The organism is Pseudoduganella lutea (genome assembly GCF_004209755.1).
GTDB lineage: Bacteria > Pseudomonadota > Gammaproteobacteria > Burkholderiales > Burkholderiaceae_D > Rugamonas > Rugamonas lutea.
Genome location: NZ_CP035913.1, coordinates 3653738 through 3678783, shown reverse-complemented (window position 1 = coordinate 3678783; position 25046 = coordinate 3653738). Strand labels below are relative to the sequence as shown.

Genomic DNA, 25046 nt, shown 5'->3' with positions numbered 1-25046 from the left:
GGTCTCCGCCGCCATCCTGCATGACCCATTGTACGTATTCGGGCGGGATGCGGCGCACGATCAGATCCCGCGCGGCGGCCCGCCACTCGCCGAACGACGTGACCACCACGGGCTGGCCGGACAGTACCTGCGCCCCCACGTCCCGCTGGTTCGTCATGCCGCCTGCAGCTCGGGGAACAGCGCCATCTGCTGCGGCACGTCGGCCATGGCTTTGCGCAGTGTGTCCGATGGCGTGGTGTCCTGCGCCGGGCGGTAGTCGGCGGTGACGATGAACGGCGCCACCTTCTTCATGCTGCAACGCAGGCGCGCGAGATCGGCCCACCGCACCTGCCGCATGCGGCGCAACTCGACGATGCGCTGCGCGTTGCGGATGCCGATGCCCGGAATGCGCGCGATCATCTGGGGCTCGGCGCGGTTCAGGTCCATCGGAAAATGCTCGCGATGGGTCAGTGCCCAGGCCAGCTTCGGGTCGATGTCGAGTGGCAGGTTGCCGGAATCCGGCAACAGTTCCTTCGCCTGGAAGCCATAGCTGCGCAACAGGAAGTCGGCCTGGTACAGCCGATGCTCGCGCAGCAGCGGCGGCGGTGCCAGCGGCACGCTCTTCGGGCTTTCGGGAATCGGACTGAACGCGCTGTAGTAGACGCGCTTGAGCTTGTAGCTGCCGTACAGCGTTTCGGCCGTGGTGAGGATGCGCGCATCGTCGCTGGCATCGGCGCCCACGATCATCTGCGTGCTCTGGCCGGCCGGCGCGAACTTCGGTGCCTTCGGCTCGTTTTCCTTCTCGTCCAGCTTCAGGCGGATATTGCCCATCGCCAGCTTGATCGTGTGGACGTTCTTTTCCGGCGCCAGCCTTTGCACGCTGTCCTGCGTGGGCAATTCGATGTTGACGGAAAGGCGGTCGGCATAGCGGCCGGCCGCTTCGATCAGGGCCGGGTCGGCATCGGGAATCGTTTTTAAATGGATGTAGCCGCGGAACTGGTGCACCTCGCGCAATTCGCGCGCCACGGCGACCAGCTGCTCCATCGTGTAGTCGGCGGACTGGATGATGCCCGAACTGAGGAACAGGCCATCGATGTAGTTACGCAGGTAAAAATCGACGGTGAGCTTCACCACTTCCTGCACGGTGAAACGGGCCCGCGGCACGTTCGACGTGCGGCGGTTGACGCAATACTGGCAATCGTAGACGCAGAAATTCGTCAGCAGGATCTTCAGCAGCGAGACGCAACGGCCATCCGGCGTATAGCTGTGGCAGATGCCCATGCCATTGGTGGCGCCCAGCCCATCCTTGCCCTCGGACGAACGCTTCGGCGCACCGCTGCTGGCGCAGGAGGCATCGTATTTCGCCGCATCGGCGAGGATTTCCAGCTTGTCGTTCAGCTCCATCATTGGCACCCAACTGTACAGATATACAGTATAACGGAAGCCTGTTCAGGACACGGTACAAGCAGCGGTGATTAGCGGGTCAGCCGCGGTTCAGGCAAAAGTTGCCCGGAAAATGGGGTACGTCTCCATTTTCCGGGCAATATTGCCGAGCACATAGCGTGTGCGGGCTCACAAATACAAAAATAGGGACGGACCCTGTTTTCCAAGAAATTTCCTGGAAAACAGGGTCCGTCCCCAATTTTTGACGCTGGCTTTTCTTCAGGCGGCGCTGTAGCGGTTGGCCAGCCGGTCTTTCAGCCTGGTTTGCAGCTGGGGCAGTTCGCTGATCGTCATTTCCAGGTCGAGCAGGTGGCCGTCATTGATGCCGTAGACCCAGCCATGCACGGACAATTGCTGGCCGCGGTCCCAGGCGTCCTGCACGATGGTCGTCGAGCACACGTTGACGACCTGCTCCACCACGTTCAGCTCCACGAGCTTTTCGCTGCGCACGCGCTCGTCGAGCACGCTGCCCAGGTAGCGCTCGTGCTTCTGGCTCACGTCCTGCACGTGGCGCAGCCAGTTGTCGACGAGGCCCACGCGGGCGCCGGTCAGCGCGGCATGCACGCCCTTGCAGCCATAGTGGCCCACGATGATCACGTGTTTCACCTTTAGCACTTCGATCGCGAACTGCAGCACGGAGAGGCAGTTCAGGTCGGAGTGGACAACGACGTTGGCGATGTTACGGTGCACGAACACATCGCCCGGCAGCAGGCCGAGCAGTTCGTTTGCGGGGACGCGGCTGTCCGAACAGCCGATCCACAGGTATTCCGGCGACGCCTGGTTGGCGAGGCGGTGGAAAAACTCGGGGTCGCGCTGGACCATCGAGTCGGCCCAGCGGCGGTTGTTGTTGAGGAGTTCCCGCAGGTCGGAGGGCTTGGTATCGTTCATGATGCTCCTTTCAGACGTAACAAGGCCGCCGGTTGCTGCCTTGCAACGCGGCGGCCGTAGAATCAGCTGCCAGTTTACCCGATCCGGGTGCTGTCGGCCGAACGTACTTTTTTGGTAGCGGTCTCTTGGCGCAGGCTTTCGCCCGCTCCCAAAAGCTTATTCAAAAAAATCCTTCACCTTGTCCATCCAGCCCTTCGATTGCGGACTGTGCTTGGACCCACCTTCGACCGTGGCACGTTCGAATTCACGCAGCAGTTCCTTCTGCTTGTCGGTCAGCTTGACCGGCGTTTCAACGGCCACGTGGCAGAACAGGTCGCCCGGGTAGCCGGAGCGCACGCCTTTCACGCCCTTGCCCTTCAGGCGGAACGTCTTGCCGGACTGCGTTCCTTCGGGCACGGTGAACGACACCTTGCCGGACAGCGTGGGCACTTCGATTTCACCGCCCAGTGCCGCTTTCGCGAACGAGATCGGCATTTCGCAGTGCAGGTCGTCGCCTTCGCGCTGGAACACCGGGTGCGCCTTGATGTGGATTTCCACATACAGGTCGCCCGGCGGCCCGCCATTCGTTCCCGGCTCGCCGTTGCCGGACGAGCGGATGCGCATGCCGTTGTCGATGCCCGCCGGGATCTTCACTTCCAGCGTCTTGTTGCGCTTGATGCGGCCAGCGCCCGAGCACGCAGGGCACGGTTCCGGAATGATCTTGCCGGTGCCGTGGCACTTCGGGCAGGTTTGCTGGATGCTGAAGAAGCCCTGCTGCATGCGCACCTGGCCATGGCCGCCGCAAGTCGAGCAGGTGACCGGCGACGTGCCCGGCTTGGCGCCCGAGCCGTGGCACGAATCGCACTTGTCCCAGGCCGGCACGCGGATCGTCGTGTCGAAGCCGTGCGCGGCCTGCTCCAGCGTGATCTCGAGGTTGTAGCGCAGGTCGGCGCCGCGGTACACCTGCGGGCCACCGCCGCGCCGGCCACCGCCACCGCCGAAGATATCGCCGAAGATGTCGCCGAAGGCATCGCCAAAGCCACCGGCGCCGCCAAAGCCGCCGCCGCCCATGTTCGGATCCACGCCGGCGTGACCATAGCGGTCATACGCCTCGCGCTTTTCCGGATTGGTCAGCATCTCGTAGGCTTCCTTGACTTCCTTGAACTTCTCTTCCGCCTCTTTGTTGTCCGGGTTGCGATCCGGGTGGTACTTCATCGCAAGCTTGCGATAAGCCTTCTTGATCTCGTCTTCCGAGGCATTTTTTGCCAGGCCGAGAATCTCGTAAAAATCACGCTTTGCCATATGCAGGCACCTAACTGAACTGTATAGAAGGGAGACTGTAGCAGGACGACGGGGTTGTCGCTACCTGCGGCCGCCACTGCCGCCACCGCCCGACGATCCGGGCAACATTGGCGTTGTGAAACAACCTCAAAACCCTGCCGATTATGCAAAAACGCCGAGCGGGCACCGTGCTACGGCCGCTCCGCTCGGCGGGACCGGGAGCGCCCGGCGCTTGGATGCGCCGGATGCTCCTGGCCGGTCTTGACGGCACGCGCCGGATTACTTGTTGTCTTTGACTTCCTTGAAGTCGGCATCGACAACATCGTCCTGCTGCGCGCGGTTGTCCGCGCCGCCAGCCTGCTGGCCAGCACCCGCATCCGCGCCGCCGCCGGCCGCAGCCTGCTGCGCCTGCATGTCGGCGTACATCTTCTCGCCCAGCTTCTGCGCGGCTTCGGTCAGCGCGGCAACCTTGGAGTCGATCGTGGCCTTGTCGCCGGACTTGATCTCGCCTTCCAGGTCGGTGATCGCGGCTTCGATCTTGGCCTTCTCGTCGGCACCCAGCTTGTCGCCATACTCGGTCAGCGACTTCTTGGTGGAGTGCACCAGCGCGTCGGCCTGGTTGCGGGACTCGGCCAGCTCCTTCACCTTCTTGTCTTCTTCGGCATTCAGTTCGGCATCCTTCACCATCTTCTGGATTTCCTCTTCCGACAGACCGGAGTTGGCCTTGATGGTGATCTTGTTTTCCTTGCCGGTGGCCTTGTCTTTCGCGCCCACGTGCAGGATGCCGTTGGCGTCGATGTCGAAGGTCACTTCGATCTGCGGCGTACCGCGCGATGCCGGCGGGATGCCTTCCAGGTTGAACTCGCCCAGCGCCTTGTTGCCGGCGGCGATCTCACGCTCGCCCTGGTAGACCTTGATGGTCACCGCGGGCTGGTTGTCGTCGGCCGTCGAGAACACTTGCGCGAACTTGGTCGGGATCGTGGTGTTCTTGTGGATCATCTTCGTCATCACGCCGCCCAGGGTTTCGATACCCAGGGACAGCGGGGTCACGTCCAGCAGCAGCAGGTCCTTGCGCTCGCCCGACAGCACGGAGCCCTGGATCGCGGCGCCCACGGCCACGGCTTCATCCGGGTTGACGTCCTTGCGCGGATCCTTGCCGAAGAACTCCTTCACCTTTTCCTGCACCTTCGGCATGCGGGTCATGCCGCCGACCAGGATGATGTCGTCGATGTCGGAGACCTTCACGCCCGCATCCTTGATGGCGATGCGGCACGGTTCGATCGTCTTGGCGACCAGTTCCTCGACCAGCGATTCCAGCTTGGCGCGGGTGATCTTCAGGTTCAGGTGGACCGGCGCGCCGTTCGCCATGGCGATGTACGGCTCGTTGATCTCGGTCTGCTGCGCCGACGACAGTTCGATCTTCGCGCGCTCGGCCGAAGCCTTGATGCGCTGCAGGGCGATCGGGTCCTTCTTCAGGTCCAGGCCGTTGATCTTCTTGAACTCTTCGATGATGTAGTCGATCACGCGCTGGTCGAAGTCTTCGCCGCCCAGGAACGTGTCGCCGTTGGTCGACAGCACTTCGAACTGCTTTTCGCCATCCACGTCGGCGATCTCGATGATCGACACGTCGAACGTGCCGCCACCCAGGTCATACACGGCGATCTTGCGATCGCCCTTTTCGGTCTTGTCCAGGCCGAACGCCAGCGCGGCCGCGGTCGGCTCGTTGATGATGCGCTTCACGTCCAGGCCGGCGATACGGCCGGCGTCCTTGGTGGCCTGGCGCTGCGAGTCGTTGAAGTAGGCCGGCACGGTGATCACGGCTTCCGTGACTTCCTCGCCCAGGTAGTCCTCGGCGGTCTTCTTCATCTTGCGCAGCACTTCGGCGGAGATCTGCGGCGGCGCCAGTTTCTTGTCGCGCACGCTGATCCAGGCATCGCCGTTGTCAGCCTTGTTGATCGTGTAAGGCATCAGCGCGATGTCCTTCTGCACTTCTTTCTCTTCGTACTTGCGGCCGATCAGGCGCTTCACGGCGAACAGCGTGTTCTTCGGGTTGGTGACTGCCTGGCGCTTGGCCGGCGCACCGACCAGGATCTCGCCGTCTTCCTGGTAAGCGATGATGGAAGGCGTGGTGCGCGCGCCTTCGGCGTTTTCAATGACCTTCGGCTGGCCATTTTCCATGATGGCGACGCAGGAGTTGGTGGTGCCCAGGTCGATACCGATCATTTTGCCCATGGTTTGTTCTTCCTCGTAACGGATTAGTTTCTGAATAAGTCTTATATGCGGAAAAGCTCTTGCTTTTCAAGTGCTTGCGATCACTTCGGCTGGGCAGCCGTGACGATGGCGGGGCGCAACAGGCGGTCCGCGATCGTGTAACCCTTTTGCAGTACGGCAACGACGGTATTGGCTTCCTGCTCGGCCGGCACCATGGCCACGGCCTGGTGACGGTTCGGGTCCAGCTTGTCGCCGGCGGCAGGCACCACTTCGAGCAGCTTGTTGCGTTCAAACGCGGAGGTCAGCTGCTTGAGCGTCATTTCCACGCCTTCCTTCAGCGACTCGATGGATGGCGCTTCCACCTTCAGTGCCATTTCCAGGCTGTCCTTCACCGGCAGCAGCGCCTCGGCGAAGCTCTCGACGGCGAACTTGTGGGCCTTGGCCACGTCATCCTGGGCACGGCGGCGGATATTGTCGCCCTCGGCCTTGGCGCGCATGAAGGCGTCATGCATTTCAGCCAGCTTGGCTTCCGCGGCGGACAGTTGCTCTTCCAGGCTCGGATTGGCTGCGGACTCGAAAGGAGCCTGCTGCGAAGGCTGCTGCTGCGACGCCTGTTGCTGCGCTTGGGCATCCTGTTGCAATTCCTCGGGATTCTGGCTGGCCTGGTTTTCCTGGTCTTGCATCGTTTGACTCCTGAAAATCGTGTTTGTTTGACATTGCCCTTGCTGCACTGGCCGAATCTGGGGCTATCCCCTACTATTTCAAGGGATTTATGGCGTTGAAACAAACCCTTTGTTCGGACAGCGCTTGACAAACGGCTGGCAAATCATGGCCGGGCGTGGCCCGACAACCTGTTATTTTAACAGGCTAGCACTCACCGACGGCAAGTGCTAACAACGTATCAGGATGCTTATGTTGCGAACTCGCCGCGACCGGGCTCAGTCGGCTGCGCCAAGCGCGATCGCGCGCTCGCGGCCGCGGGCGGCGTCGTGCTGGCGCATGGCGCGCTGTGATGGCGACACCATCGCCGGCCAGCCGATCATGTGCTGCTCGGCAATTTCCGCCAGCGCGGCAATCCATGCCGGGCTCTCGTTCAGGCAGGGGATGTAGTGGAATTCCTTGCCGCCAGCCGTGAGGAAATCGTGGCGCACTTCCATGGCGATTTCCTCCAGCGTTTCCAGGCAGTCGCTGGTAAAGCCCGGGCAGATCACGTCGATGCTGCGCACGCCCTCCTGCGCCAGCTTCTGCACGGTGGGGGCCGTGTAGGGCTGCAGCCATTCGGCCTTGCCGAAGCGGGACTGGAACGTGACGATGTAATCTTCGTCGCGCAGCTTCAGCGCGGCGGCCAGCAGGCGCGCCGTCTTGTGGCACTCGCAGTGGTACGGGTCGCCCAGCAGCAGCGTGCGCTTCGGCACGCCGTGGAAACTCATCACGAGCTTTTTCGCGCGGCCATGTTGTTCCCAATGTGCCAGCACGTTCTGGCGCAGCGCCTCGATATAGGCTTCGTGGTCGTGGTAGTTCTTGACCAGCCGCAGTTCAGGAATATTGCGGATTTTCCGGTAATGCTTGAACACGGCATCCCAGATCGAACCGGTGGTGGTGCCGGAATATTGCGGATAGGCCGGCAGCACGACGATACGGTCGCAGCCGTCGGCCTTCAGGCGGGCCAGCACGTCCGGCAGCGCCGGCGTGCCGTAGCGCATGGCCATCGCCACCGTCACATCCTGGTGGCCACGCGCCTGCAGCGCCTCGTGCAGCAGCATTGCCTGGTTCTGCGTGTGGACGCGCAGCGGCGAGCCGTCTTCCGTCCAGATCGACGCATATTTCTTCGCCGACTGGCCGGAACGGAACGGCAGGATCACGCCGTGCAGGATGAACCACCACACCGCTCGCGGGATCTCGACCACGCGCGGGTCGGACAGGAACTGCTTCAGATAGCGGCGCACGGCGCCACGCGTGGGCGCATCGGGCGTGCCGAGATTGACCAGCACGATCGCGCTGCCGCTGACGGTGCCGTGCTGGTGAGGAGGTTCTTTCGCGAAAGCCATGGAATCTTTGTCATCATTGGAGGTAGACGTAGATTATATGCGGCTCGCCGCCGTGCCGCTGCGGCTCCCGTGCCGCTACTGCCGAGTTCGTGTCCACCGTGGGGTCAGGCCTGAAATCGGACACGGCCTCTACTGTGCGATGGCTTCGTGTGCTTGTGCCTGGTATCAGGGTTCCATCAGCGTTAAAGGCCGTGCTCGTGTCCAATTCTGGGGTTGACCCCAAGGTGGACACGAGCTGTACCGTGACGGGATGACTGTGGGGATCAGGAAGCCAGCAATTCGCGGGCGTGCTTGCGGGTGGTGGCGGTGATCTCGAGGCCGCCCAGCATGCGGGCCACTTCCTCGACGCGGGCCTTGGCATCGAGGACTTCGATGCGCGAAGCGGTCTTGCCGTTAGCCAGCGTGCTTTTCGCCACCTGGAAGTGGCTGTTGCCCTGGCTGGCCACCTGCGGCAGGTGGGTCACGCACAGCACCTGGCGCTCCTGGCCCAGGCGCTTGAGCAGCCGCCCCACCACTTCGGCGACGCCGCCGCCGATGCCGCTGTCGACCTCGTCGAAGATCAGCGTGGGCACGGTGGTGGCGTTCGACGTGATGACGGAAATGGCCAGCGAGATGCGCGCCAGTTCACCACCGGAAGCCACCTTGGCCAGCGGCCGCGGCGCCACGCCGGCGTGGCCGGCCACCAGGAATTCCACCTGTTCGAGCCCCTTGGCGGAAGGCTCGCATGGATGCAGCGCCACCTCGAAGCGGCCGCCCGTCATGTTCAGGTCCTGCATCGCCTTCGTGACGGCGTCGCTCAACGCGCGCGCCGCCGTGGCGCGCGTGGCGGACAGCTTGCGCGCCACCGCCAGGTAATCATCCTTCAGTTTTGCTTCCTGCTTGCGCAAGCCTTCGATATCCGTGGCATCGGCCAGCTGGGCCAGTTGCGCGACCAGCCGTGCATGTTCGGCCGGCAGGTCGTCGGGGTCGACGCGGTATTTGCGCGCCGATGAATGCAGCGCTTCCATGCGCGCATCGACTACGCGCAGGCGTTCCGGGTCGAGCTCCACGCGATCCAGGTAGGTGTTCAGCGCATACGCCGATTCCTGCAGCTGGATGCGCGCCGATTCGATCAGGTCGACGACCGGCTGCAATTCCGTATCCACCGACACGAGCTTGGCGAGCTTCTGGTTCAGCGACGACAGCTGCGACACGATCGGCTGCTCGTCCGATTCGGAAATCACGGACAGCGCCTCCTGCGCGCCTTCGAGCAGGCTGGCCGCATGCGACAGCCGGCTGTGCTCGTTGCCGATCTCGGCCCACTCGCCCGGCTTCGGCGCCAGCTTGTCGAGCTCGCTCACCTGCCACTCCAGGCGCTCGCGTTCGAGCAGCACGTTGGCGGCATTGGTTTCGAATTCCTCCAGCTGCTTGGCCAGCGCGCGCCAGGCCTTGTAGGCGACCGTCACTTCCTTGCCGTTCGCGCCGGCCTGGCTGTCGAGCAGTTCGCGCTGCGCATCCGCCTTCAGCAGCGACTGATGGGCGTGCTGGCCATGGATGTCCACCAGCAGGTCGCCCAGTTCGCGCAGCTGGGCGGCGGTGGCGGCGATACCGTTGATGTAGGCCTTGGAGCGGCCGGCGTTGTCGATCACGCGGCGCAGCAGCGCACCGCCATCCTCGGAGGCGCACTCGTTCGCCTCGAGCCATTGGCGCGCCGCTTCAGTGATCGCGAAATCGGCCGTGATGTCGGCCTTGGCCGCGCCTTCGCGCACCACGCTCGCATCGCCCCGCCCGCCCAGCGCCAGTGTCAGGGCATCGATCAGGATCGACTTGCCGGCGCCCGTTTCGCCTGTGAACACCGTGAAGCCGGCGGAAAACTCCAGTTCGATGGAATCGACAATGACGAAATCGCGGATGGACAATGTACGCAGCATAGGTCTCGCTTGAAGGCCTTCTTGTTAGATTCTTCCGTCCGTGGACGGATACTCGTTCCAGTGCAGTTTCTCGCGCAGCGTGTTGTAGTAGCTCCAGCCTTCCGGATGCAGGAAGGTCATCGCGTGCGGTGAACGGCGGATGTGGATGCGGTCTTGCGGCATCAGGCTGGCGAACGTCTGCATGTCGAAGTTCACCGTGATGTCGCGCCCGCGGTTGATCTCGATGACGATCTCGCTCGAATCGGGCAGCACGATCGGGCGGTTCGACAGCGCGTGCGGCGCGATCGGCACCATCACGATGCCGCCCAGCGTGGGGTGCAGCAGCGGACCGCCGGCCGACAGCGCATAGGCCGTGGAGCCGGTGGGCGTGGAAACGATCAGGCCATCGGAACGCTGGTTGTACATGAAGTGATCGTCGACATCGACGCGCAGTTCCACCATGCCGGAACCGGCGCCGCGCGCCACGACCACGTCGTTGACGGCCAGGCCGACGTGGATCGCCTTGCCTTCACGCAGCACACGCCCTTCGAGCAGGGTGCGGCGCTCGGCCTTGTGCGTGCCGGCCAGGATGCGCGCCAGCACGGGCAGCATGCCGTCGCGCGGGATATCGGTCATGAAGCCCAGCCGGCCCTGGTTGATGCCGATCAGCGGCACCTCGAACGGCGCCAGCTGGCGGGCGATGCCCAGCATCGTGCCATCGCCCCCCATCACGATCGCGCAGTCGCATTTCTCGCCGATGCCCTGCGCGCTCATGGCGGGAATCTCGGGCATGTTCAGGTGATCCGCCGTGTCGGTATCGAACACAACGCTGTAACCACCCTCGTGCAGGAAGGCGAGCACGTCGCGCACGGAATCTTCGATGCCGGCCGTATTGGGCCGGACGACCAGCGCGATCGTGTTGTACATGGCAGGAGTGGCAGGCATAGGGAGCTCTTTGACGGGCAAACGGGACCGGTTCATGCACGCTGGTCGTTCATCTGCGTGGTTCATTGGTTGCTTATCGGTTTACTTCAGCTGCGTGCACGGCGAAGGGTAACCCATTTCGATGCCGTTTCGCCATGCACCCGCTGTTTCATGCAAGCAGCCTGCCGCTCCTTTGCCAACAAAGTACGCTCACGATTACTGTATATTTAAACAGTATAAGCGGCGATGAACGGTTGTGCAAGATCAGTGCGCCAGTGCGACGCCGAGGAACGCCGCGCCAAGGATCGCAAGCGCCATCGACATCAGATGCAGCGCCATCAGCACCGCCCAGCGCCAGGCGGTGCCGAACAGGCCCTTGCGGTACACGCGCTGCATGGCCCACGGCAGGTAGCCGATCAGCCAGCAGAACAGCACGAACTTGAAGAATCCATCCGGCACCAGCAGGAAGGCGGAAAACATCGCAAAGGCAAACGCATTGCTGTGCAGCGCGAACAGCAGGTGCTCGCCATAGCGCCGGCCGGTGCCGGCGTACAAGCCTTTCAGGTACAGCGCAAACACCGGCATCAGGCAGAACATCGCGTAGGGCGCGTAACGGAAGAAGCCATCCTTCAGCACCCTCCCCTTGGCTTCGCTGTCGAGGGCGTCGAACCGGTCGGCCGCCGCCCGCACGCCGGGCGCCCAGCGTGACACGTCCGGCGCCAGCGCGGCGCCGAGTCGCACGCGGTTTTCGCTTGCCACCGTGTGCGCCGCCGTGCCATGTGCCGCGCTGCCGGCAACGGCAGCATCGTTTTCGCGGTAAATGTCGACGCCTGAAAACTTGACCAGCGCAAAGAACAGGATCGACAGCGTCAGGTACACACGCAGCGGTTCCACGTAGCGCCGGCGCCGGCCCGCCAGGTATTCGTTCGTCAGCGCGCCAGGCCGGAACAGCAGCCGGGCGAAGGTGCCCCACAGTTTGCCTTCCAGCGCCACGTAGTGGGTGATGAATTCATGGGCGAACTCGGTGAAACTGGGCATGTGCAGCCGTGTTTCCTGGCCGCATTGCGCGCAGTAGTTTCCGCTGGCGGCGCTGCCGCAGTTTCGGCAATTCGCCGGCATGGCGTGGTGGTCGGGTGCATGGTTGAGGACGGGTTTCACGCAATGCCTCTCGGTGGCGGCTCCAGCCATCCATGCTACCGATTCCTTGCCAAAAATGCACAAGAATAATAGCAATTTGCAACACGATGGCGGGCGATCCAAGCGGGCGACTGTGATTGAAAGTAGCCGATATGATGAGATTCAGTTAAGTATTGGAGAAAAGCATCATGAACGAATCACGGGAACCGAACTCGAAGGACCGCCAGGTCAACACCAACGTGCACATCGACGACACGGCCGGCAAGCGCCTGCCGCACGAGCGCGACCAGTCGCCCGAGGGCGCGGAGCACCAGAAGGAGCGCACGCGCATCGAGCAGGCCGGGCGCGACATCGAACAGGGCCTCGTCGACACGGACAATTACGGGCGCGATGCCGGCATCCAGAAACCCGTGCCGGCCGGCGAAACGGCGGAAGCGGACCCGCTGCCGGTGATCAAGCGGGACTGATCCAGCGGGCCTGATCACGCAGCATCGATCAGGCAGGATCGCTTCTGCACGTCTGAACAAGCACGTCTGAACAAGCGCGGCCGGACAGGCGCGACCGATTTCCTCTCAACGTCGACCAGAAAATCATGAAACCGATCCTCGTCCTTGGCGCCCTGCTGGCTGGTGGTGCCGCGCTGGCCCAGAATGCGCAGTATCCGGTGGGCTGGGGCCCGAATCCCCAGTTGCCGGCACCGGAAAAATCGCTGATCCCCACCGTGAACGTGGCCTCCACCGACGTGTGGAAAGGCGACGAAAAACCGGTGGCCGCGGCCGGCTTCACGGTCACGGCCTATGCGCGCAATCTCGACCATCCGCGCTGGCTCCACGTGCTGCCGAATGGCGATGTGCTGGTGGCCGAAACGAACGCGCCGCCCAAGCCCGAAGACAGCAAGGGTGTCAAGGGCGCCATCATGAAGCACATGCAGAAGAAGGCGGGCGCCGTGACGCCGTCGGCAAACCGCATCACGCTGCTGCGCGGCGTGGATGCGAACGGCGCGGCGCAGCAGCGCCACGTCTTCCTGAAGAACCTCAGTTCGCCGTTCGGCATGGTCCTGGTCGACAAGGACTTCTATGTGGCGAACTCCGATGCCGTGGTGCGCTTCCCCTACGAGGAAGGCAAGACTTCGATCGCCGCCACGGGCGTAAAAGTGATGAGCCTGCCGGCCGGCCCGCTGAACCATCACTGGACCAAGAACATCACCGCCAGCCCGGACGGCAAGTTCCTGTACATGACGGTCGGCTCGAACTCGAACGTGGCGGAAAACGGCATCGACAAGGAAGAAGGCCGCGCCGCGATCTGGGAGCTGGAACGCGCCACCGGCAAGTCGCGGCTGTTCGCCACGGGCCTGCGCAACCCGAACGGCATGGCGTGGGAACCCAGGACAAAAACGCTGTGGACCGTCGTCAACGAGCGCGATGAACTGGGCAATGACCTGGTGCCGGATTACCTCACGTCCGTGAAGGATGGCGGCTTCTACGGCTGGCCCTACAGCTGGTTCGGCCAGCATGTCGATACCCGCGTCAAGGAACAGCGGCCCGACCTGGTGGCAAAGGCCATTGTGCCGGACTACGCGCTCGGCGCGCACACGGCCTCCCTGGGCCTGGAGTTCTACCAGGGCAAACTGTTCCCTGCCAGCTACCAGGGTGGCGCGTTCATCGGCCAGCACGGTTCATGGAACCGCAAGCCTCACAGCGGCTACAAGGTGGTGTTCGTGCCGTTCGCCGACGGCAAGCCCTCCGGCCCGCCGCAGGATATCCTCACCGGCTTCCTCAGCAAGGAAGAACGTGCCAAGGGCCGCCCGGTCGGCGTGGCGGTTGCGAAGGATGGCGCCCTGCTGGTGGCCGATGACGTGGGCAACACGATCTGGCGCGTGGTGCCGGCAGCCAGATAAATCAGGTGCAGCCCTGCCGAGCCGCGGTGCCCGGCCAACGGTATATGGGCTATATTCCTGCTTTTTTATAAAGCAGGAACCATGAACAAGTCTGCACTGTGCGGCGCACTGCTGGTGCTTGCCACCGGCCTGGCCAGCTGCTCGCGGGACGATGCCCAGGTGCCCGAGGCAGCAACGCCGGCGCAGCCGAAAGCCGAGGCGCCCGCCGCCAGCAAGGATCCGCATGCGCCCCTGATGCGCGCCATCTTCGGCGACGACTACCTGCCCGCGAAAGGCTATGCGATCGAAGGTGGTGCTGCGGCCGAGGCGCCGGTCGACGGACTGCCGCTGATCCTGACCGCCGCCACGAGCATGGTGCTGCCCTCCGGCGACACGGCGCTCGTGGTCGAAGGCAGCTTCCGGCGCCCTGCGGACGACGCGATGCTCGGGGAAGTCCAGGGCGCGCCCATTCACCTGTACCTGCTACGCCGGCAGGGCGGTACATGGCATGTCACGCGCAGGCACGAGAACTTCGCGGAACAAAACCGCCTTCCAACCGAGATGCGCTGGATCTCGCTGGGCCACGGCAAGCCGGGGCTGGCCGTGCTGACCAACTATATGGGCCGGGGTTACATGGGCACGTGGCTGGCCCTGTTCGACCCGGCCAGCGAGAAGATGACCGACCTGGCCGACGATGGCGACAGCCTGTTGATCAAGTCGACCAACGACGGCGATTGCGAGGAACATTGCTGGTCGGCTGAAGCGAAGTGGCGCATCGACCCTGGATCGGGCAACGCCCGTAACGCGGCCTACGACGATCTCGTGCTGGAGATCAGCGGCGAGGAATCGCGACGTTCGAATGGCGAGGCGGAAGATGCGGAAGATGCAGAAGATGCGGAAGATGCGGAAGATGCGACGCCGGATCAGACAGGGCCTGCGACTGCGGTCGAAAAACGCTCGCTCGCCGGCACTGCGCGCTATGTCTTCGGCAATGGCAGGTACCGGCTGCACGAAGGCACGAATACGGTCCCGCCGTTATGACCCCATGCGCGTGCGTGTCCAGCGAACCTGGCCGAAAACGCCTACAATCGCGCTTTTCGCACACGATACGAGAGATTTACCATGCGCATCCTGCACACCATGCTGCGGGTCGGTGACCTGCAGCGCTCCATCGACTTCTACACCAAGGTGCTCGGCATGAAACTGCTGCGCACCAGCGACAATCCGGAGTACAAGTACACGCTGGCCTTCGTCGGCTACGGCAACAACCCGGACCACGCGGAACTGGAGCTGACGTACAACTACGGCGTCGACAGCTATGACCTGGGCAATGCCTACGGCCACATCGCGATCTCGACCGAGAACATCGTCGAGGCCTGCAATGCCGCGAAGGACAGTGGCGGCAACGTGACCCGCGAACCGGGCCCGGTGAAGGGCGGCACCACGGTGATCGCGTTCATCACGGATCCGGATGGCTACAAGGTCGAACTGATCGAGCGCTCGTTCGATGCCGAAGGCGGCGGCCTGCGGTAATCCCACGGGGCCCAATGAAAAACGCCGGCCGTGCAATGCACGGGCCGGCGTTTTTTTCAAGCCCCCGTCAATTCGTCAGCAACGCATTGATCGGCACGAGATCGTCTTCCTTCAGCGTGCCGGCCGCAGCCTTCAGTCGCAGGCCATTCATGATCGTGTCGTAGCGCGCCTTTGAAAGGTCGCGCTGCGTGGAGTACAGCTGGCGCTGCGCGTTCAGCACGTCGATGTTGATCCGCACGCCCACCTGGTACCCCAGCTTGTTCGATTCCAGCGCGGACTGGCTCGATACTTCCGCCGCTTCCAGCGCCTTCACCTGGGCCAGGCCGCTGTTCACGCCCAGGTAAGCCTGGCGGGCGCTTTGCGAGGCGGCGCGCCGGTTCGCCTCCAGGTCGTTACGGGCCTTCTCTTCCAGCGCAATCGTTTCACGCACCTTGCTGGTGACGGCGAAGCCGTTGAAGATCGGTACCGTCCACGTCACGCCCACCGTCGTGCCGCGGGCAATGCCCACGGCCGGCTGGCTGTTGCGGGTCGAATTGGCCGTGAAGTCCACGGTCGGCAGGTGGCCGGCGCGGTTGCGGGCGATTTCCCGCTTGGCGATTTCCACGTTCAGCCGCTGCAGCGCCACGTTGAAGTTGTCGGCTTCGGCGGCCGAGATCCATGGCTCGATATTGGCCGGCTGCGGCGGCGCGATCGTCACGCCGGCGCGCAGCGTTGACAACGTTGCCGGGGCCGTGCCGATGATCTGCTGGAGCGCGGTGCGGGCCACCTCCAGTGCATTGATGGCGGCGAATTCCTGCGCCACCACCAGGTCATAGGCGGCCTGCGCCTCGTGCGTGTCCGTGATCGTCTGCGTGCCCACCTCGAAATTGCGCTTGGCCGATGCCAGCTGCTCGGTGGTGGCCGACTTCTGGGCCTGGATCGAGGACAGGTTGTCCTGCGCCGTCAGTACGTCGAAATAGGCTTGCGCCACGCGCAAGAGGACGTCCTGCTGCGCCTGCGCGAACTGTACTTCGGCCTGCGCCTGCGACAGCTTGCTCTGCTGGTAGGACTGCCAGGCGGCATAATCGAACAGCGGCTGCGACAGCGCCAGCGTATAGACGTTCTGGTGGGTGTCGTTATCGACCTTCACGCCAACCGGCGGCGTGCTCGAACCATAGAAGCGCGAATGGCTGCCCTGCAGCGAAATACCCGGCAGCAACTGAGAACGCCCCTGGGTGCTCCGCTCCTGCCCCGCCGTCAGCGCATTGCGTGCGCTGGCGTACGTGGCATCGTTCGCCAGCGCCTGCTGGTAAACCTGGATCAGATCGGCCGCCTGTGCCGCGGGTGCGGCCATCGAGATCGCGCTGGCGATCAACACGGCGATAAGGGGTCTCTGCATTGCGTTCTCCGTTGGACTCGTAAAGTTTGGACAGTTGTTTTCTTGTTTTCCCGGCCGCGCCTGCCGAAGCCTCACTAGTACTTCGGCATCGATTCGTCCACCTGCAGTGCCCAGGCATGCACGCCGCCCGTCAGGTTGGTGACCTTGCCGAAGCCATGCCGCTCCAGGAACGCCGCCACCTGCAGGCTGCGCGCACCGTGGTGGCAGATGCAGACGATTTCCGCTTCTTCGTCGAGGTCGTCGATGCGGGCCGGGATGGTCTGCATCGGCATCAGGGTGGCACCTTCGATATGGCAGGTGTCGTATTCCCAGTTCTCGCGCACGTCCAGCAGGAACGGGCGCGTGCGTTTTTCATCGGCCAGCCAGGCGGCCAGCTCCGGAGCGGTAATCTGCTGCATCGCCGGCCTCAGAACGTGAAGTGCGACGGCGTGACGGCGGCCTGCAGCGGCTGCACGTCGGTTTCAAACAGCTTCTTTGTAGCGTAGCCGCTGTCGCCGGTGCGGGTGATCAGGTGCGCGGACATGACGGGCGATTCGCCGATGATCGCCAGGATGCGGCCGGCCGGCTTCACTTGCTGCAGCACCGTTTCCGGCAGCACAGGCAGCGCGCCGGCAAACACGATCACGTCGAACGGCGCGCCGTTGGCCCAGCCCTGTGCGCCGTTGCCCAGTTCCACGGTGACGTTGGTGACGCCGTTGGCGGCCAGGTTCTTCTGCGCCATTTCCTTCAGCGTTGGGTCGATCTCGACCACGGTGACATGGCGGGCCAGGTGCGCCAGCAGTGCGGCCACGTAGCCGCTGCCGGCACCGACCAGCAGCACGTTCTCATGCTTCTTCACGTGCACGTCCTGCACGATGCGCGCTTCGATCTTCGGGTTCAGCATCGATGCGCCGCCCGGCAGCGGAATCGACGTGTCGACAAAAGCCAGCTTCCGGTAGGCTTCCGGCACGAAATTCTCGCGTTTGACGACCATCAACAGATCGAGGATATCGGTGTCCAGCACGTCCCAGGGACGAATCTGCTGTTCGATCATGTTGAATCGGGCTTGTTCGATATTCATCTTTTAGACTTTAGTGAAGGAATAAGAATCCGTCATTTTATCGTTGAACTGGTCTGGAAGGGATATTAACGATAACGACGGTATAAGGCGGAAAATTGCGACAGCCTGCAGTTTCACGGGGTTGAACCCGCGAAATCGTTGTGTTTCAGACAGGACGTGCCATGCCGCGTTCGACGAGGCCCAGCCAGGTATCCAGGAAGGCTTCGGCGTCCACCGGCCCGCAGCAGGGGTCGAAGCTGTGCGCCCACAACATCAGCATCGTGACCGGGGCGGTCAGCACGCGTGTCATCATCTCGGGATCGACAGGCATGAATTCGCCCCGCTCCACGCCGCGCCGCACGATCGAGCCGATCAGCGCATGGCCGCGCGAGATGACTTCCTCGTTATAGAAGCGGGCGATTTCAGGAAAGTTCCCCGCTTCGGCCACCATCAGCTTGGCCAGGCCGGAAGCGCGCGTGGAGGCGACGTCCGCCCACCACCGGCGCAGCATCGCGCGCAGCAATTCATTACACGACGTGCTGTCGGCGGCGGCGACATCGATTTCCGCCCGGCCGATCACGGCCACGATGTTGTCGCGGACAACAGCCTTGAACAGCTCTTCCTTGTTTTCGAAATACAGGTATAGCGTGCCTTTCGACACGCCGGCGCGGCGGGCCACGTCTTCCAGGCGGGTGGCGGCATAGCCGCGGTCCACGAACAGGTCCAGCGCGGCGGCCAGCAGTTCCTGCGGCCGGGCGTCTTTGCGGCGCTCCCAGCGCGGTTTCGTGTCGGATTGCATATGAGGGTTGTGACGTAGTGCGTATGACGCGTTGCGTGTTACTTGCTTGCCTACTTGCTTACCTGCTTACTTACTCGCGGGTCAGCAAATAATAGACCTGCCCTATAGCAACGTCAAGGCGCGCACGCCCTCCCTCATGGGCGATGGGTGACCCGGCTGCGCTCCGGCGTGGCCGAATACTCGGCGCCGCGGTGCACGGTTTCCAGTTGCCCGGAGGGGAACGCCTGTTCGTGTTCGCCATCGTCATCGTTCCAGCGGCAGCGGATATCGTCGCCGCGCGTGCCGATGACGATCATCTGCTGGTGCCAGCCGATCGGCCGCACCACGTCGCCCGCTTTCGGTCGTTCGCGATCCATGCTCATCTCCTCCGTTCGTGGCATTTCGCCTGGGTGCCTCATGCTAATCCAGCCGCCCGCATCGTGACGTACCGAACGGTATTGCCGGGCGCCACCGACGTATCATCGGGCTAGTCTTTACCGGGAGAATCGCTTTGCCGTCCAGGGATCCGCTCGTGCGGCTGCGCCGCATCCGCCGCATCGCCACCAGCCTGTTGGCCGCGATGGCCGCCGTGTTCGTTGCCGCGAGGCTGCTGCAGCCGGATTACCCGTGGCTGGGCTTCGTGGCCGCGTTCGCCGAAGCGGCCATGGTGGGCGGCCTGGCCGACTGGTTCGCCGTCACCGCCCTGTTCCGCCACCCGCTCGGCCTGCCGATCCCCCATACGGCGATCATCCCCCGCAACAAGGATCGTATCGGCGCCAACATCGCCGAATTCCTCGAACATAACTTCATCACCCCCGACGTGGTGCGTAATGAACTGAAGGATGTGGACCTGGCCGGCATCGGCGCGCGCTGGCTGGCGGACGACGCCAACAACCGCGCCGTGGCCGAACGCATCGTCGGCACCATCCCCGCCGTGCTGAACATGATCGAAGACCGCGATGCCGCCGCTTTTTTCGGCGGCACGCTGGCGTCGGGCATGAAGGACGTGAAGCTGGCGCCGTTGACGGGGCAAGTGCTGTCGGTACTGGTGGCGAATGGCCAGCACATCCGGCTGCTGCAGAAGGTGCTGGGACTCGTGGGCAGCGCGCTGGAAGAAAACCGCGGCTACATCCGGCAAAAGGTGCATGACCACAGCCCGAAATGGATGCCGAAGATGGTCGATGAAAAATTCTATGAACGGCTGATGGATGGCATCCAGAGCATTCTCGACGACATGGCCGACGAAAACGGCGCATGGCGCGAGCGTTTCCACACGGCGATCATGGAGCTGATCGAAAAGCTGGAGGAATCGCCCGAGTACGAGGCCCGGCTGCGCGGCTTGCTGGCCCGGGGCATCACGCACCCGCTGTTCCGAGAGTATGTGGCCGGCGTGTGGGCGGACATCCGTGGCCGGCTCCTGGCCGCCAGCGAATCGCCCGAATCGCGCCTGCTGCTGCGCACGCAGGGCGCGCTGCGCATCTTCAGCACGGCGCTTGAAAAGAACGACACGGTAAGGACGAAACTGAACGAGTGGCTGAAAAGTTTCGCCACCGAGGCGATTGTTGAACGGCGCAGCCTGATCGTGGCCGTGGTGCGGAAGGTGATCGACAAGTGGGATGCGGAGACGATCTCGGCAAAGCTGGAAACACAGGTGGGCAGTGATTTGCAGTTCATCCGCATCAACGGCACGCTGGTCGGCGGTGTGGTGGGCGTGCTGCTGTATGCCATCTCACTGGTGCTGGGCGGGCATTGAGCGGGGTACAATAGCCGGCTTTCCCCCGCACTGTTGCCCGCCCATGAACTGCCGCGACCATTGCGGTGCCTGCTGCACCGCCCCTTCGATCACCAGCCCGATTCCCGGCATGCCGAATGGCAAACCGGCCGGCGTGCGCTGCGTGCAGCTCGACGACGACAACCGCTGCCGCGTGTTCGGCAAACCGGAGCGGCCGGCGTTTTGCGGCGGCTTGCAGCCTTCGGCCGAGATGTGCGGCGAAACCCGCGAGCAGGCGATGGTGTGGCTGGCGGAGCTGGAGCGGCTGACCGCCCCGGCTTGAACCTGATCACGTCGTCGCCCGCTCCACGATCGTAAACCCCACGTCGCACACCGGTTCGGCCACCGTCAGCCCGTCGGCCCGCTGCATGATGTACTGCGCGGCCGTATGGCCGATCAGCGTGCCGTCGACGCGCACGGACGTGAGCGCGGGGTGCAGTTCGCGCGACATGGCCAGGTCGCCCAGGCCGATGATGGCCAATTGCTCGGGCACCCTGATGCCCTGCGCCTGCGCTTCCGTCAGCACGCCGAGTGCCACCATGTCGGAGCTGCAGAAGATCGCGTCGAGCGACGGATCTTTCGCGAGCAGCGCCCGCAGGCCTTCGCGGCCGCTGGCGACGGAACTCGGCGCGGGCACCATGTGGGTCGGCACCACGTTCGCGCCCAGCGCCTGGGCGGCGTTGGCGAAGGCGTTGTTGCGCCGGATGGCGCGTTCGTCGTCGGCGCTGATGCAGGCCATGCGGCGCCGGCCGCGCGCATGCAGGAATTGCGCGACCGCCGTGCCCACCTTGTCGTGCGAGAAGCCGACCAGCATGTCGACCGGCGTGGGCGTCAGGTCCCATGTCTCCACGACGGGAATGCCGCTGGCGATCAGGCGGCGCCGGGCCAGCGTGGAGTGCATGATGCCGGTGAGGATCACGCCATCCGGGCGGCGGCCGATGATCGTTTCCAGCAGCGCATCCTCGCGCGAGCCGTAGTAGCCGGACTGGCCCAGCATCATCTGGTAGCCGTTGGCGGCCAGCGTTTCCGTCAATGCCTGCACCGTTTCCAGGAACACGGAACCGGTAATCGTCGGCACCACGGCGGCCACCAGCCGGGAGCGGCGCGATGCGAGGCCGCCGGCCAGCAGGTTCGGCACGTAGCCGGTGCGTTCGACGGCATCCTTCACGCGTTGCAGGATTTCGTCGGACACCGCATCGGGTGTGTTCAGCGCGCGCGATGCGGTGATCGGCGCAACGTTGGCCAGGCGCGCCACGTCGCGCAGCGTGAGCCCCAGGCCCTTGCGGCGCCGGCGCTTGCCGGCCGCGTTATCGGCGTTGTCGTCCGCCATCAGCGCACCAGGCACGGGCGTTTGCTGTCGAACTGCCAGCCGGGGATCAGGAACTGCATCGCGGCCGCGTCGTTGCGCGCGCCCAGGCCCATGCCCAGGTAGCGCTGGTGCGCGGCATCCACTTCATCCATGTCCAGCTCCACGCCCAGGCCGGGCTTCTTCGGCACGTCGACGAGGCCGCCGACGATTTGCAGCGGCTGTTTCGTGAGGCGCTGGCCATCCTGCCAGATCCAGTGCGTGTCGATCGCGGTGATGTTGCCCGGTGCCGCCGCAGCGACGTGCGTGAACATCGCCAGCGACACGTCGAAGTGGTTGTTCGAGTGCGATCCCCACGTGAGGCCGAACGCCTGGCACAACTGGGCCACGCGCACGGAACCCTGCATCGTCCAGAAGTGCGGGTCGGCCAGCGGGATCGTCACCGATTGGAGCGCGATGGCATGGCTCATCTCGCGCCAGTCCGTGGCGATCATGTTCGTGGCCGTCGGCAGGCCGGTGGCACGGCGGAACTCGGCCATCACCTCGCGGCCCGAGTAGCCGTTTTCCGGGCCGCACGGGTCTTCCGCGTAGGCCAGCACGTCGCCCTTGTCGCGGCACAGGCGGATCGCATCGTCCAGCAGCCAGCCGCCATTCGGGTCCAGCGTGATGCGCGCTTCGGGGAAGCGCTCGGCCAGCGCCGTCACCGCCTCGATCTCCTCTTCGCCGCGCAGCACGCCGCCCTTCAGCTTGAAGTCGCGGAAGCCGTAGCGCTCATAGGCCGCTTCGGCCAGCGCGACCACCGCTTCCGGGCTCAAGGCTTCCTCGTGGCGCAGCCGGCTCCATGCATCCGGCGCATCCGGTTCGCTGGCATACGGCAGGTCGGTTTTGCCTTTGTCGCCGATGTAGAACAGGTAACCGAGGATCGGTACCTGGTCGCGCTGCTGGCCTTCGCCCAGCAGCGCTGCCACGGGCACGCCAAGGAACTGGCCCAGCAAATCGAGCATCGCGCATTCGATTGCCGTCACCGCGTGGATCGCCACGCGCAGGTCGAATGTCTGCACGCCGCGCCCGCCCGCATCGCGGTTGGCGAACGCGGTGCGGGCCGAGTTCAGCACGGCGTTGTAGTCGCCGATCGCGCGGCCGGCGATCAGGCCTTCCGCATCCTGCAGCGTCTTGCGGATCGCTTCGCCGCCCGGCACTTCGCCCACGCCCTGCCGCCCCGAGCTGTCCGTGAGGATCAGCAGGTTGCGGGTGAAGAATGGCGCGTGGGCGCCGGAGAGGTTCAGCAGCATGCTGTCGCGCCCCGCCACAGGAACGACGCGGACGGAGGTGATGACTGGGGTATCGCTCATGTTCTCTTTCATTGCAGATGCAGGGTGGTTTCCGCTCGGATGTCGTCGGAGGCGCTGCCGACCATCAGCTTGAATTCGCCCGGCTCGGCGCCCCATTTCAGGTCGCTGTTGAAGAACGCCAGCGTGTCGCGGTCGATCGTGAAGGTGACGCGGCGGCGCTCGCCCGGCTGCAGGTGGACTTTCGTAAAACCTTTCAGTTCCTTCACGGGGCGGACGACCGATGCGACCATATCGCGGATGTACAACTGCGCGATTTCGGTGCCGGCGACCTTGCCCTTGTTTTCCAGGTCGAACGACAGCGTGGCCGATTGCCCCGGCCGCAGGATCGTGCGGTCCAGCTGCACGCCCGAATAGCCGAATGTCGTATAGCTCTTGCCGTGGCCGAACGCATAGCGCGGCGTGTTCGGCGAATCGATGTAGGCCGAGCGGTAGACAATGTCCTTCTCGTCCGTGACGGGGCGGCCCGTGTTGTATTGCGCGTACGAGATCGGGATCTGGCCCAGGTTGCGGGGGAACGTGGCCGGCAGCTTGCCCGACGGGTTGTAGTCGCCGAACAGCACGTCGGCCACCGCGTTGCCGCCTTCGGAGCCGGGGAACCATGCGTACAGGATGGCATCGGCGTTGTCGGCGATTTCGTTGAAGATCATCGGCCGGCCGGCGAACAGCACGGCGACGACGGGCTTGCCCGTGGCCTTCAGGCGCTGGCACAGTTCCGTTTGCCGGCCCGGCAGGCCGATATCGGTGCGCGACTTCGCTTCGCCGCTCATGTCCCACGTTTCGCCGATGGCCAGCACGATCACGTCGGCCTTGCTGGCGGCGGCAATGGCCGCATCGAATCCGTCGGCAGTGGCGCAGCCCGGCGTGCAGGCCGCCGCATGGCTGATCTGCGCGCCCTGCGCATGATTGCGGATGCCGTCGACGATGCTGACCACTTCGCCGCGTACGTCGGACACCACCCAGCCGCCTTCCATATCGCGGCGCGAATCGGCCAGCGGGCCGATGACGGCGATGCTCTTCGCGTTTTTCGCCAGCGGCAGGATATTGCGGTTGTTCTTCAGCAGCACCAGCGATTTTCGGGCCACGTCGCGCGCGATGGCGCGGTGCTGCGGATCGGCCAGCACCGCCTGCTCGCGCTGCGCATCGGAGAAGCGATACGGATCGTCGAACAGCCCCATCTCGAATTTCTTGCGCAGGATGCGGCGCACGGCGTCATCGACGTTCTTTTGCGGCACCTTGCCATCCTTGACGGCCTGCGCCAGGTGGGCGATGAACGCCTCCCCTTCCATATCCATGTCGCTGCCGGCATTGATCGCCTTCACGGCCGCGTCGGACAGGTCCTTCGCGTAGCCATGCACGACCATTTCCTTGACCGACGCCCAGTCGGAAACGACGAAGCCCTTGTATTTCCACGCGCCCTTCAAGATGTCGCGCTGCAGGAAGGCGCTGCCGGTGGCCGGTACGCCGTTCAGCGTGTTGAACGAATTCATGAACGTGGCGACGCCCGCATCGACCGATGCCTTGAACGGCGGCAGGTACACCTCATGCAGCTGCTGCAGGCTCATGTCCACCGCGTTGTAGTCACGCCCGGCGACGGCGGCGCCGTAGGCCGCGAAGTGCTTGGCGGTGGCCATCACGCGGTCGGTGGCGCCCAGCTTCGCACCCTGGAAACCGCGCACGCGGGCGGCGGCGATCTTCGAGCCGAGATACGTGTCCTCGCCGGCGCCCTCCATCACCCTGCCCCAGCGCGGATCGCGGCCGATGTCGACCATCGGCGCGAACGTCCAGTGGATGCCGGCCGATGCGGCTTCGCGCGCGGCCACCTGCGCCGATTGCTCGATCGCTTCGAGGTCCCACGATGCGGCTTCGCCGATCGGCACCGGGAACACGGTCTTGTAGCCATGGATCACGTCCAGCCCGAACAGCAGCGGAATCTTCAGCCGCGACTGCAGCGCCAGCGCCTGGGCTTCGCGCGTTTCCTTCGCGCCCTTGATGTTGAGCACCGAGCCCACGTTGCCGGCCTTGATTTCCGACATCTGGCTGGCGCGCTTGGCCGCCTGCGGCCCGGTCGCCTCGGCGCCGGCCAGCTGGTGCAACTGGCCCACCTTCTCCTGCAGGGTCATCTGCTTGAGCAGGGCATCGACCTTGCGGTCGATCGCATCCTGGGCGAGTGCGAATGCCGGCAGCGCGATCAGCGATGCGGCCAGCGCGATGGGTCGTAACGTCATCGACGTGTC

The 25046-nt window shown here is 64.2% G+C and carries 23 protein-coding genes; 6 read left to right on the top strand and 17 right to left on the bottom strand.

Features of this window, described 5'->3' with window-relative positions; genetic code table 11:
- Nucleotides 1-153: 153 nt before the first annotated feature.
- The 9 genes from EWM63_RS15575 to EWM63_RS15535 form a co-directional block, all read right to left on the bottom strand.
- Nucleotides 154-1383 (bottom strand): putative DNA modification/repair radical SAM protein, encoded by a 1230-nt coding sequence (locus tag EWM63_RS15575; protein WP_130190402.1) that lies wholly within the window; start codon nt 1381-1383, stop codon nt 154-156.
- Between the two features lie 258 nt (nt 1384-1641).
- Entirely contained in the window at nt 1642-2310 is a 669-nt protein-coding gene (gene can, locus EWM63_RS15570) for a carbonate dehydratase (protein WP_130187350.1), read from the bottom strand.
- 156 nt (nt 2311-2466) lie between these two features.
- Nucleotides 2467-3591, bottom strand: a complete 1125-nt coding sequence (dnaJ, locus tag EWM63_RS15565) for a molecular chaperone DnaJ (protein WP_130187349.1) — start codon at nt 3589-3591, stop codon at nt 2467-2469.
- Nucleotides 3592-3849: 258 nt separating this feature from the next.
- Complete coding sequence (gene dnaK / locus EWM63_RS15560) at nt 3850-5802, bottom strand: molecular chaperone DnaK (RefSeq protein WP_130187348.1); 1953 nt, start codon at nt 5800-5802, stop codon at nt 3850-3852.
- Nucleotides 5803-5882: 80 nt separating this feature from the next.
- On the bottom strand, nt 5883-6464 hold the full coding sequence (grpE, locus tag EWM63_RS15555) for a nucleotide exchange factor GrpE (protein ID WP_130187347.1): 582 nt from the start codon (nt 6462-6464) through the stop codon (nt 5883-5885).
- Between the two features lie 255 nt (nt 6465-6719).
- Complete coding sequence (gene hemH, locus EWM63_RS15550) at nt 6720-7829, bottom strand: ferrochelatase (RefSeq protein WP_130187346.1); 1110 nt, start codon at nt 7827-7829, stop codon at nt 6720-6722.
- Nucleotides 7830-8092: 263 nt separating this feature from the next.
- Nucleotides 8093-9739: a DNA repair protein RecN gene (gene recN / locus EWM63_RS15545; RefSeq protein ID WP_130187345.1), complete on the bottom strand. Its 1647-nt coding sequence runs from the start codon at nt 9737-9739 to the stop codon at nt 8093-8095.
- A gap of 24 nt (nt 9740-9763) precedes the next feature.
- Entirely contained in the window at nt 9764-10663 is a 900-nt protein-coding gene (locus EWM63_RS15540; RefSeq protein ID WP_130187344.1) for an NAD kinase, read from the bottom strand.
- A 243-nt stretch (nt 10664-10906) separates the two neighbouring features.
- Entirely contained in the window at nt 10907-11680 is a 774-nt protein-coding gene (locus EWM63_RS15535) for a DUF3667 domain-containing protein (RefSeq protein WP_229487911.1), read from the bottom strand.
- A gap of 287 nt (nt 11681-11967) precedes the next feature.
- Here EWM63_RS15535 and EWM63_RS15530 point away from each other — a divergent pair, with 287 nt between their 5' ends.
- The 4 genes from EWM63_RS15530 to gloA all read left to right on the top strand — a co-directional run bounded on the left by EWM63_RS15530 (nt 11968) and on the right by gloA (nt 15188).
- Nucleotides 11968-12246 (top strand): hypothetical protein, encoded by a 279-nt coding sequence (locus tag EWM63_RS15530; protein WP_130187342.1) that lies wholly within the window; start codon nt 11968-11970, stop codon nt 12244-12246.
- Between the two features lie 125 nt (nt 12247-12371).
- On the top strand, nt 12372-13676 hold the full coding sequence (locus tag EWM63_RS15525) for a PQQ-dependent sugar dehydrogenase (RefSeq protein ID WP_207221291.1): 1305 nt from the start codon (nt 12372-12374) through the stop codon (nt 13674-13676).
- 81 nt (nt 13677-13757) lie between these two features.
- Nucleotides 13758-14696 (top strand): hypothetical protein, encoded by a 939-nt coding sequence (locus EWM63_RS15520; protein ID WP_130187340.1) that lies wholly within the window; start codon nt 13758-13760, stop codon nt 14694-14696.
- An 81-nt stretch (nt 14697-14777) separates the two neighbouring features.
- A complete protein-coding gene (gene gloA / locus EWM63_RS15515) occupies nt 14778-15188 on the top strand; it encodes a lactoylglutathione lyase (protein WP_130187339.1) in 411 nt (136 codons plus the stop codon).
- Nucleotides 15189-15255: 67 nt separating this feature from the next.
- On the opposite strand, the gene EWM63_RS15510 is transcribed toward gloA, so the two are convergent.
- The 5 genes from EWM63_RS15510 to EWM63_RS15490 all read right to left on the bottom strand — a co-directional run bounded on the left by EWM63_RS15510 (nt 15256) and on the right by EWM63_RS15490 (nt 18760).
- Nucleotides 15256-16566 carry a TolC family outer membrane protein gene (locus EWM63_RS15510; protein ID WP_130187338.1) on the bottom strand — a complete coding sequence of 437 codons (1311 nt, stop codon included), beginning with the start codon at nt 16564-16566 and terminating at the stop codon, nt 15256-15258.
- A gap of 74 nt (nt 16567-16640) precedes the next feature.
- Nucleotides 16641-16964 carry a rhodanese-like domain-containing protein gene (locus EWM63_RS15505; protein ID WP_130187337.1) on the bottom strand — a complete coding sequence of 108 codons (324 nt, stop codon included), beginning with the start codon at nt 16962-16964 and terminating at the stop codon, nt 16641-16643.
- Between the two features lie 8 nt (nt 16965-16972).
- Nucleotides 16973-17626, bottom strand: coding sequence for a protein-L-isoaspartate O-methyltransferase family protein (locus EWM63_RS15500; protein WP_130187336.1), 654 nt, complete (start codon nt 17624-17626; stop codon nt 16973-16975).
- Nucleotides 17627-17771: 145 nt separating this feature from the next.
- Nucleotides 17772-18404 carry a TetR/AcrR family transcriptional regulator gene (locus tag EWM63_RS15495; protein ID WP_130187335.1) on the bottom strand — a complete coding sequence of 211 codons (633 nt, stop codon included), beginning with the start codon at nt 18402-18404 and terminating at the stop codon, nt 17772-17774.
- Between the two features lie 134 nt (nt 18405-18538).
- Nucleotides 18539-18760, bottom strand: a complete 222-nt coding sequence (locus EWM63_RS15490; RefSeq protein ID WP_130187334.1) for a hypothetical protein — start codon at nt 18758-18760, stop codon at nt 18539-18541.
- 134 nt (nt 18761-18894) lie between these two features.
- On the opposite strand from EWM63_RS15490, the gene EWM63_RS15485 reads away from it, so the two are divergent.
- The gene (locus EWM63_RS15485) at nt 18895-20136 is read left to right on the top strand and encodes a DUF445 domain-containing protein (RefSeq protein WP_229487910.1); all 1242 of its coding nucleotides are present in this window, start codon (nt 18895-18897) and stop codon (nt 20134-20136) included.
- 43 nt (nt 20137-20179) lie between these two features.
- The gene (locus tag EWM63_RS15480; protein WP_130187333.1) at nt 20180-20437 is read left to right on the top strand and encodes a YkgJ family cysteine cluster protein; all 258 of its coding nucleotides are present in this window, start codon (nt 20180-20182) and stop codon (nt 20435-20437) included.
- 6 nt (nt 20438-20443) lie between these two features.
- Here the strand turns inward: EWM63_RS15480 and EWM63_RS15475 are convergent, their stop codons facing one another.
- The 3 genes from EWM63_RS15475 to EWM63_RS15465 are packed head-to-tail and all read right to left on the bottom strand — an operon-like array spanning nt 20444 to nt 25037.
- Nucleotides 20444-21484, bottom strand: coding sequence for a LacI family DNA-binding transcriptional regulator (locus tag EWM63_RS15475; RefSeq protein ID WP_130187332.1), 1041 nt, complete (start codon nt 21482-21484; stop codon nt 20444-20446).
- The gene (gudD, locus tag EWM63_RS15470) at nt 21484-22812 is read right to left on the bottom strand and encodes a glucarate dehydratase (RefSeq protein WP_229487909.1); all 1329 of its coding nucleotides are present in this window, start codon (nt 22810-22812) and stop codon (nt 21484-21486) included. Before gudD ends, EWM63_RS15475 begins: the two co-directional genes overlap by 1 nt.
- An 8-nt stretch (nt 22813-22820) precedes the next feature.
- Nucleotides 22821-25037: a glycoside hydrolase family 3 N-terminal domain-containing protein gene (locus tag EWM63_RS15465; protein WP_130187330.1), complete on the bottom strand. Its 2217-nt coding sequence runs from the start codon at nt 25035-25037 to the stop codon at nt 22821-22823.
- Nucleotides 25038-25046: the final 9 nt, after the last annotated feature.

Coding starts and splice junctions, on each gene's coding strand:
- EWM63_RS15575 (WP_130190402.1), bottom strand. CDS start 1,383: ATGGAGCTGAACGACAAGCTGGAAATCCTCGCCGATGCGGCGAAATAC.
- can (WP_130187350.1), bottom strand. CDS start 2,310: ATGAACGATACCAAGCCCTCCGACCTGCGGGAACTCCTCAACAACAAC.
- dnaJ (WP_130187349.1), bottom strand. CDS start 3,591: ATGGCAAAGCGTGATTTTTACGAGATTCTCGGCCTGGCAAAAAATGCC.
- dnaK (WP_130187348.1), bottom strand. CDS start 5,802: ATGGGCAAAATGATCGGTATCGACCTGGGCACCACCAACTCCTGCGTC.
- grpE (WP_130187347.1), bottom strand. CDS start 6,464: ATGCAAGACCAGGAAAACCAGGCCAGCCAGAATCCCGAGGAATTGCAA.
- hemH (WP_130187346.1), bottom strand. CDS start 7,829: ATGGCTTTCGCGAAAGAACCTCCTCACCAGCACGGCACCGTCAGCGGC.
- recN (WP_130187345.1), bottom strand. CDS start 9,739: ATGCTGCGTACATTGTCCATCCGCGATTTCGTCATTGTCGATTCCATC.
- EWM63_RS15540 (WP_130187344.1), bottom strand. CDS start 10,663: ATGCCTGCCACTCCTGCCATGTACAACACGATCGCGCTGGTCGTCCGG.
- EWM63_RS15535 (WP_229487911.1), bottom strand. CDS start 11,680: ATGCCCAGTTTCACCGAGTTCGCCCATGAATTCATCACCCACTACGTG.
- EWM63_RS15530 (WP_130187342.1), top strand. CDS start 11,968: ATGAACGAATCACGGGAACCGAACTCGAAGGACCGCCAGGTCAACACC.
- EWM63_RS15525 (WP_207221291.1), top strand. CDS start 12,372: ATGAAACCGATCCTCGTCCTTGGCGCCCTGCTGGCTGGTGGTGCCGCG.
- EWM63_RS15520 (WP_130187340.1), top strand. CDS start 13,758: ATGAACAAGTCTGCACTGTGCGGCGCACTGCTGGTGCTTGCCACCGGC.
- gloA (WP_130187339.1), top strand. CDS start 14,778: ATGCGCATCCTGCACACCATGCTGCGGGTCGGTGACCTGCAGCGCTCC.
- EWM63_RS15510 (WP_130187338.1), bottom strand. CDS start 16,566: ATGCAGAGACCCCTTATCGCCGTGTTGATCGCCAGCGCGATCTCGATG.
- EWM63_RS15505 (WP_130187337.1), bottom strand. CDS start 16,964: ATGCAGCAGATTACCGCTCCGGAGCTGGCCGCCTGGCTGGCCGATGAA.
- EWM63_RS15500 (WP_130187336.1), bottom strand. CDS start 17,626: ATGAATATCGAACAAGCCCGATTCAACATGATCGAACAGCAGATTCGT.
- EWM63_RS15495 (WP_130187335.1), bottom strand. CDS start 18,404: ATGCAATCCGACACGAAACCGCGCTGGGAGCGCCGCAAAGACGCCCGG.
- EWM63_RS15490 (WP_130187334.1), bottom strand. CDS start 18,760: ATGGATCGCGAACGACCGAAAGCGGGCGACGTGGTGCGGCCGATCGGC.
- EWM63_RS15480 (WP_130187333.1), top strand. CDS start 20,180: ATGAACTGCCGCGACCATTGCGGTGCCTGCTGCACCGCCCCTTCGATC.
- EWM63_RS15475 (WP_130187332.1), bottom strand. CDS start 21,484: ATGGCGGACGACAACGCCGATAACGCGGCCGGCAAGCGCCGGCGCCGC.
- gudD (WP_229487909.1), bottom strand. CDS start 22,812: ATGAGCGATACCCCAGTCATCACCTCCGTCCGCGTCGTTCCTGTGGCG.
- EWM63_RS15465 (WP_130187330.1), bottom strand. CDS start 25,037: ATGACGTTACGACCCATCGCGCTGGCCGCATCGCTGATCGCGCTGCCG.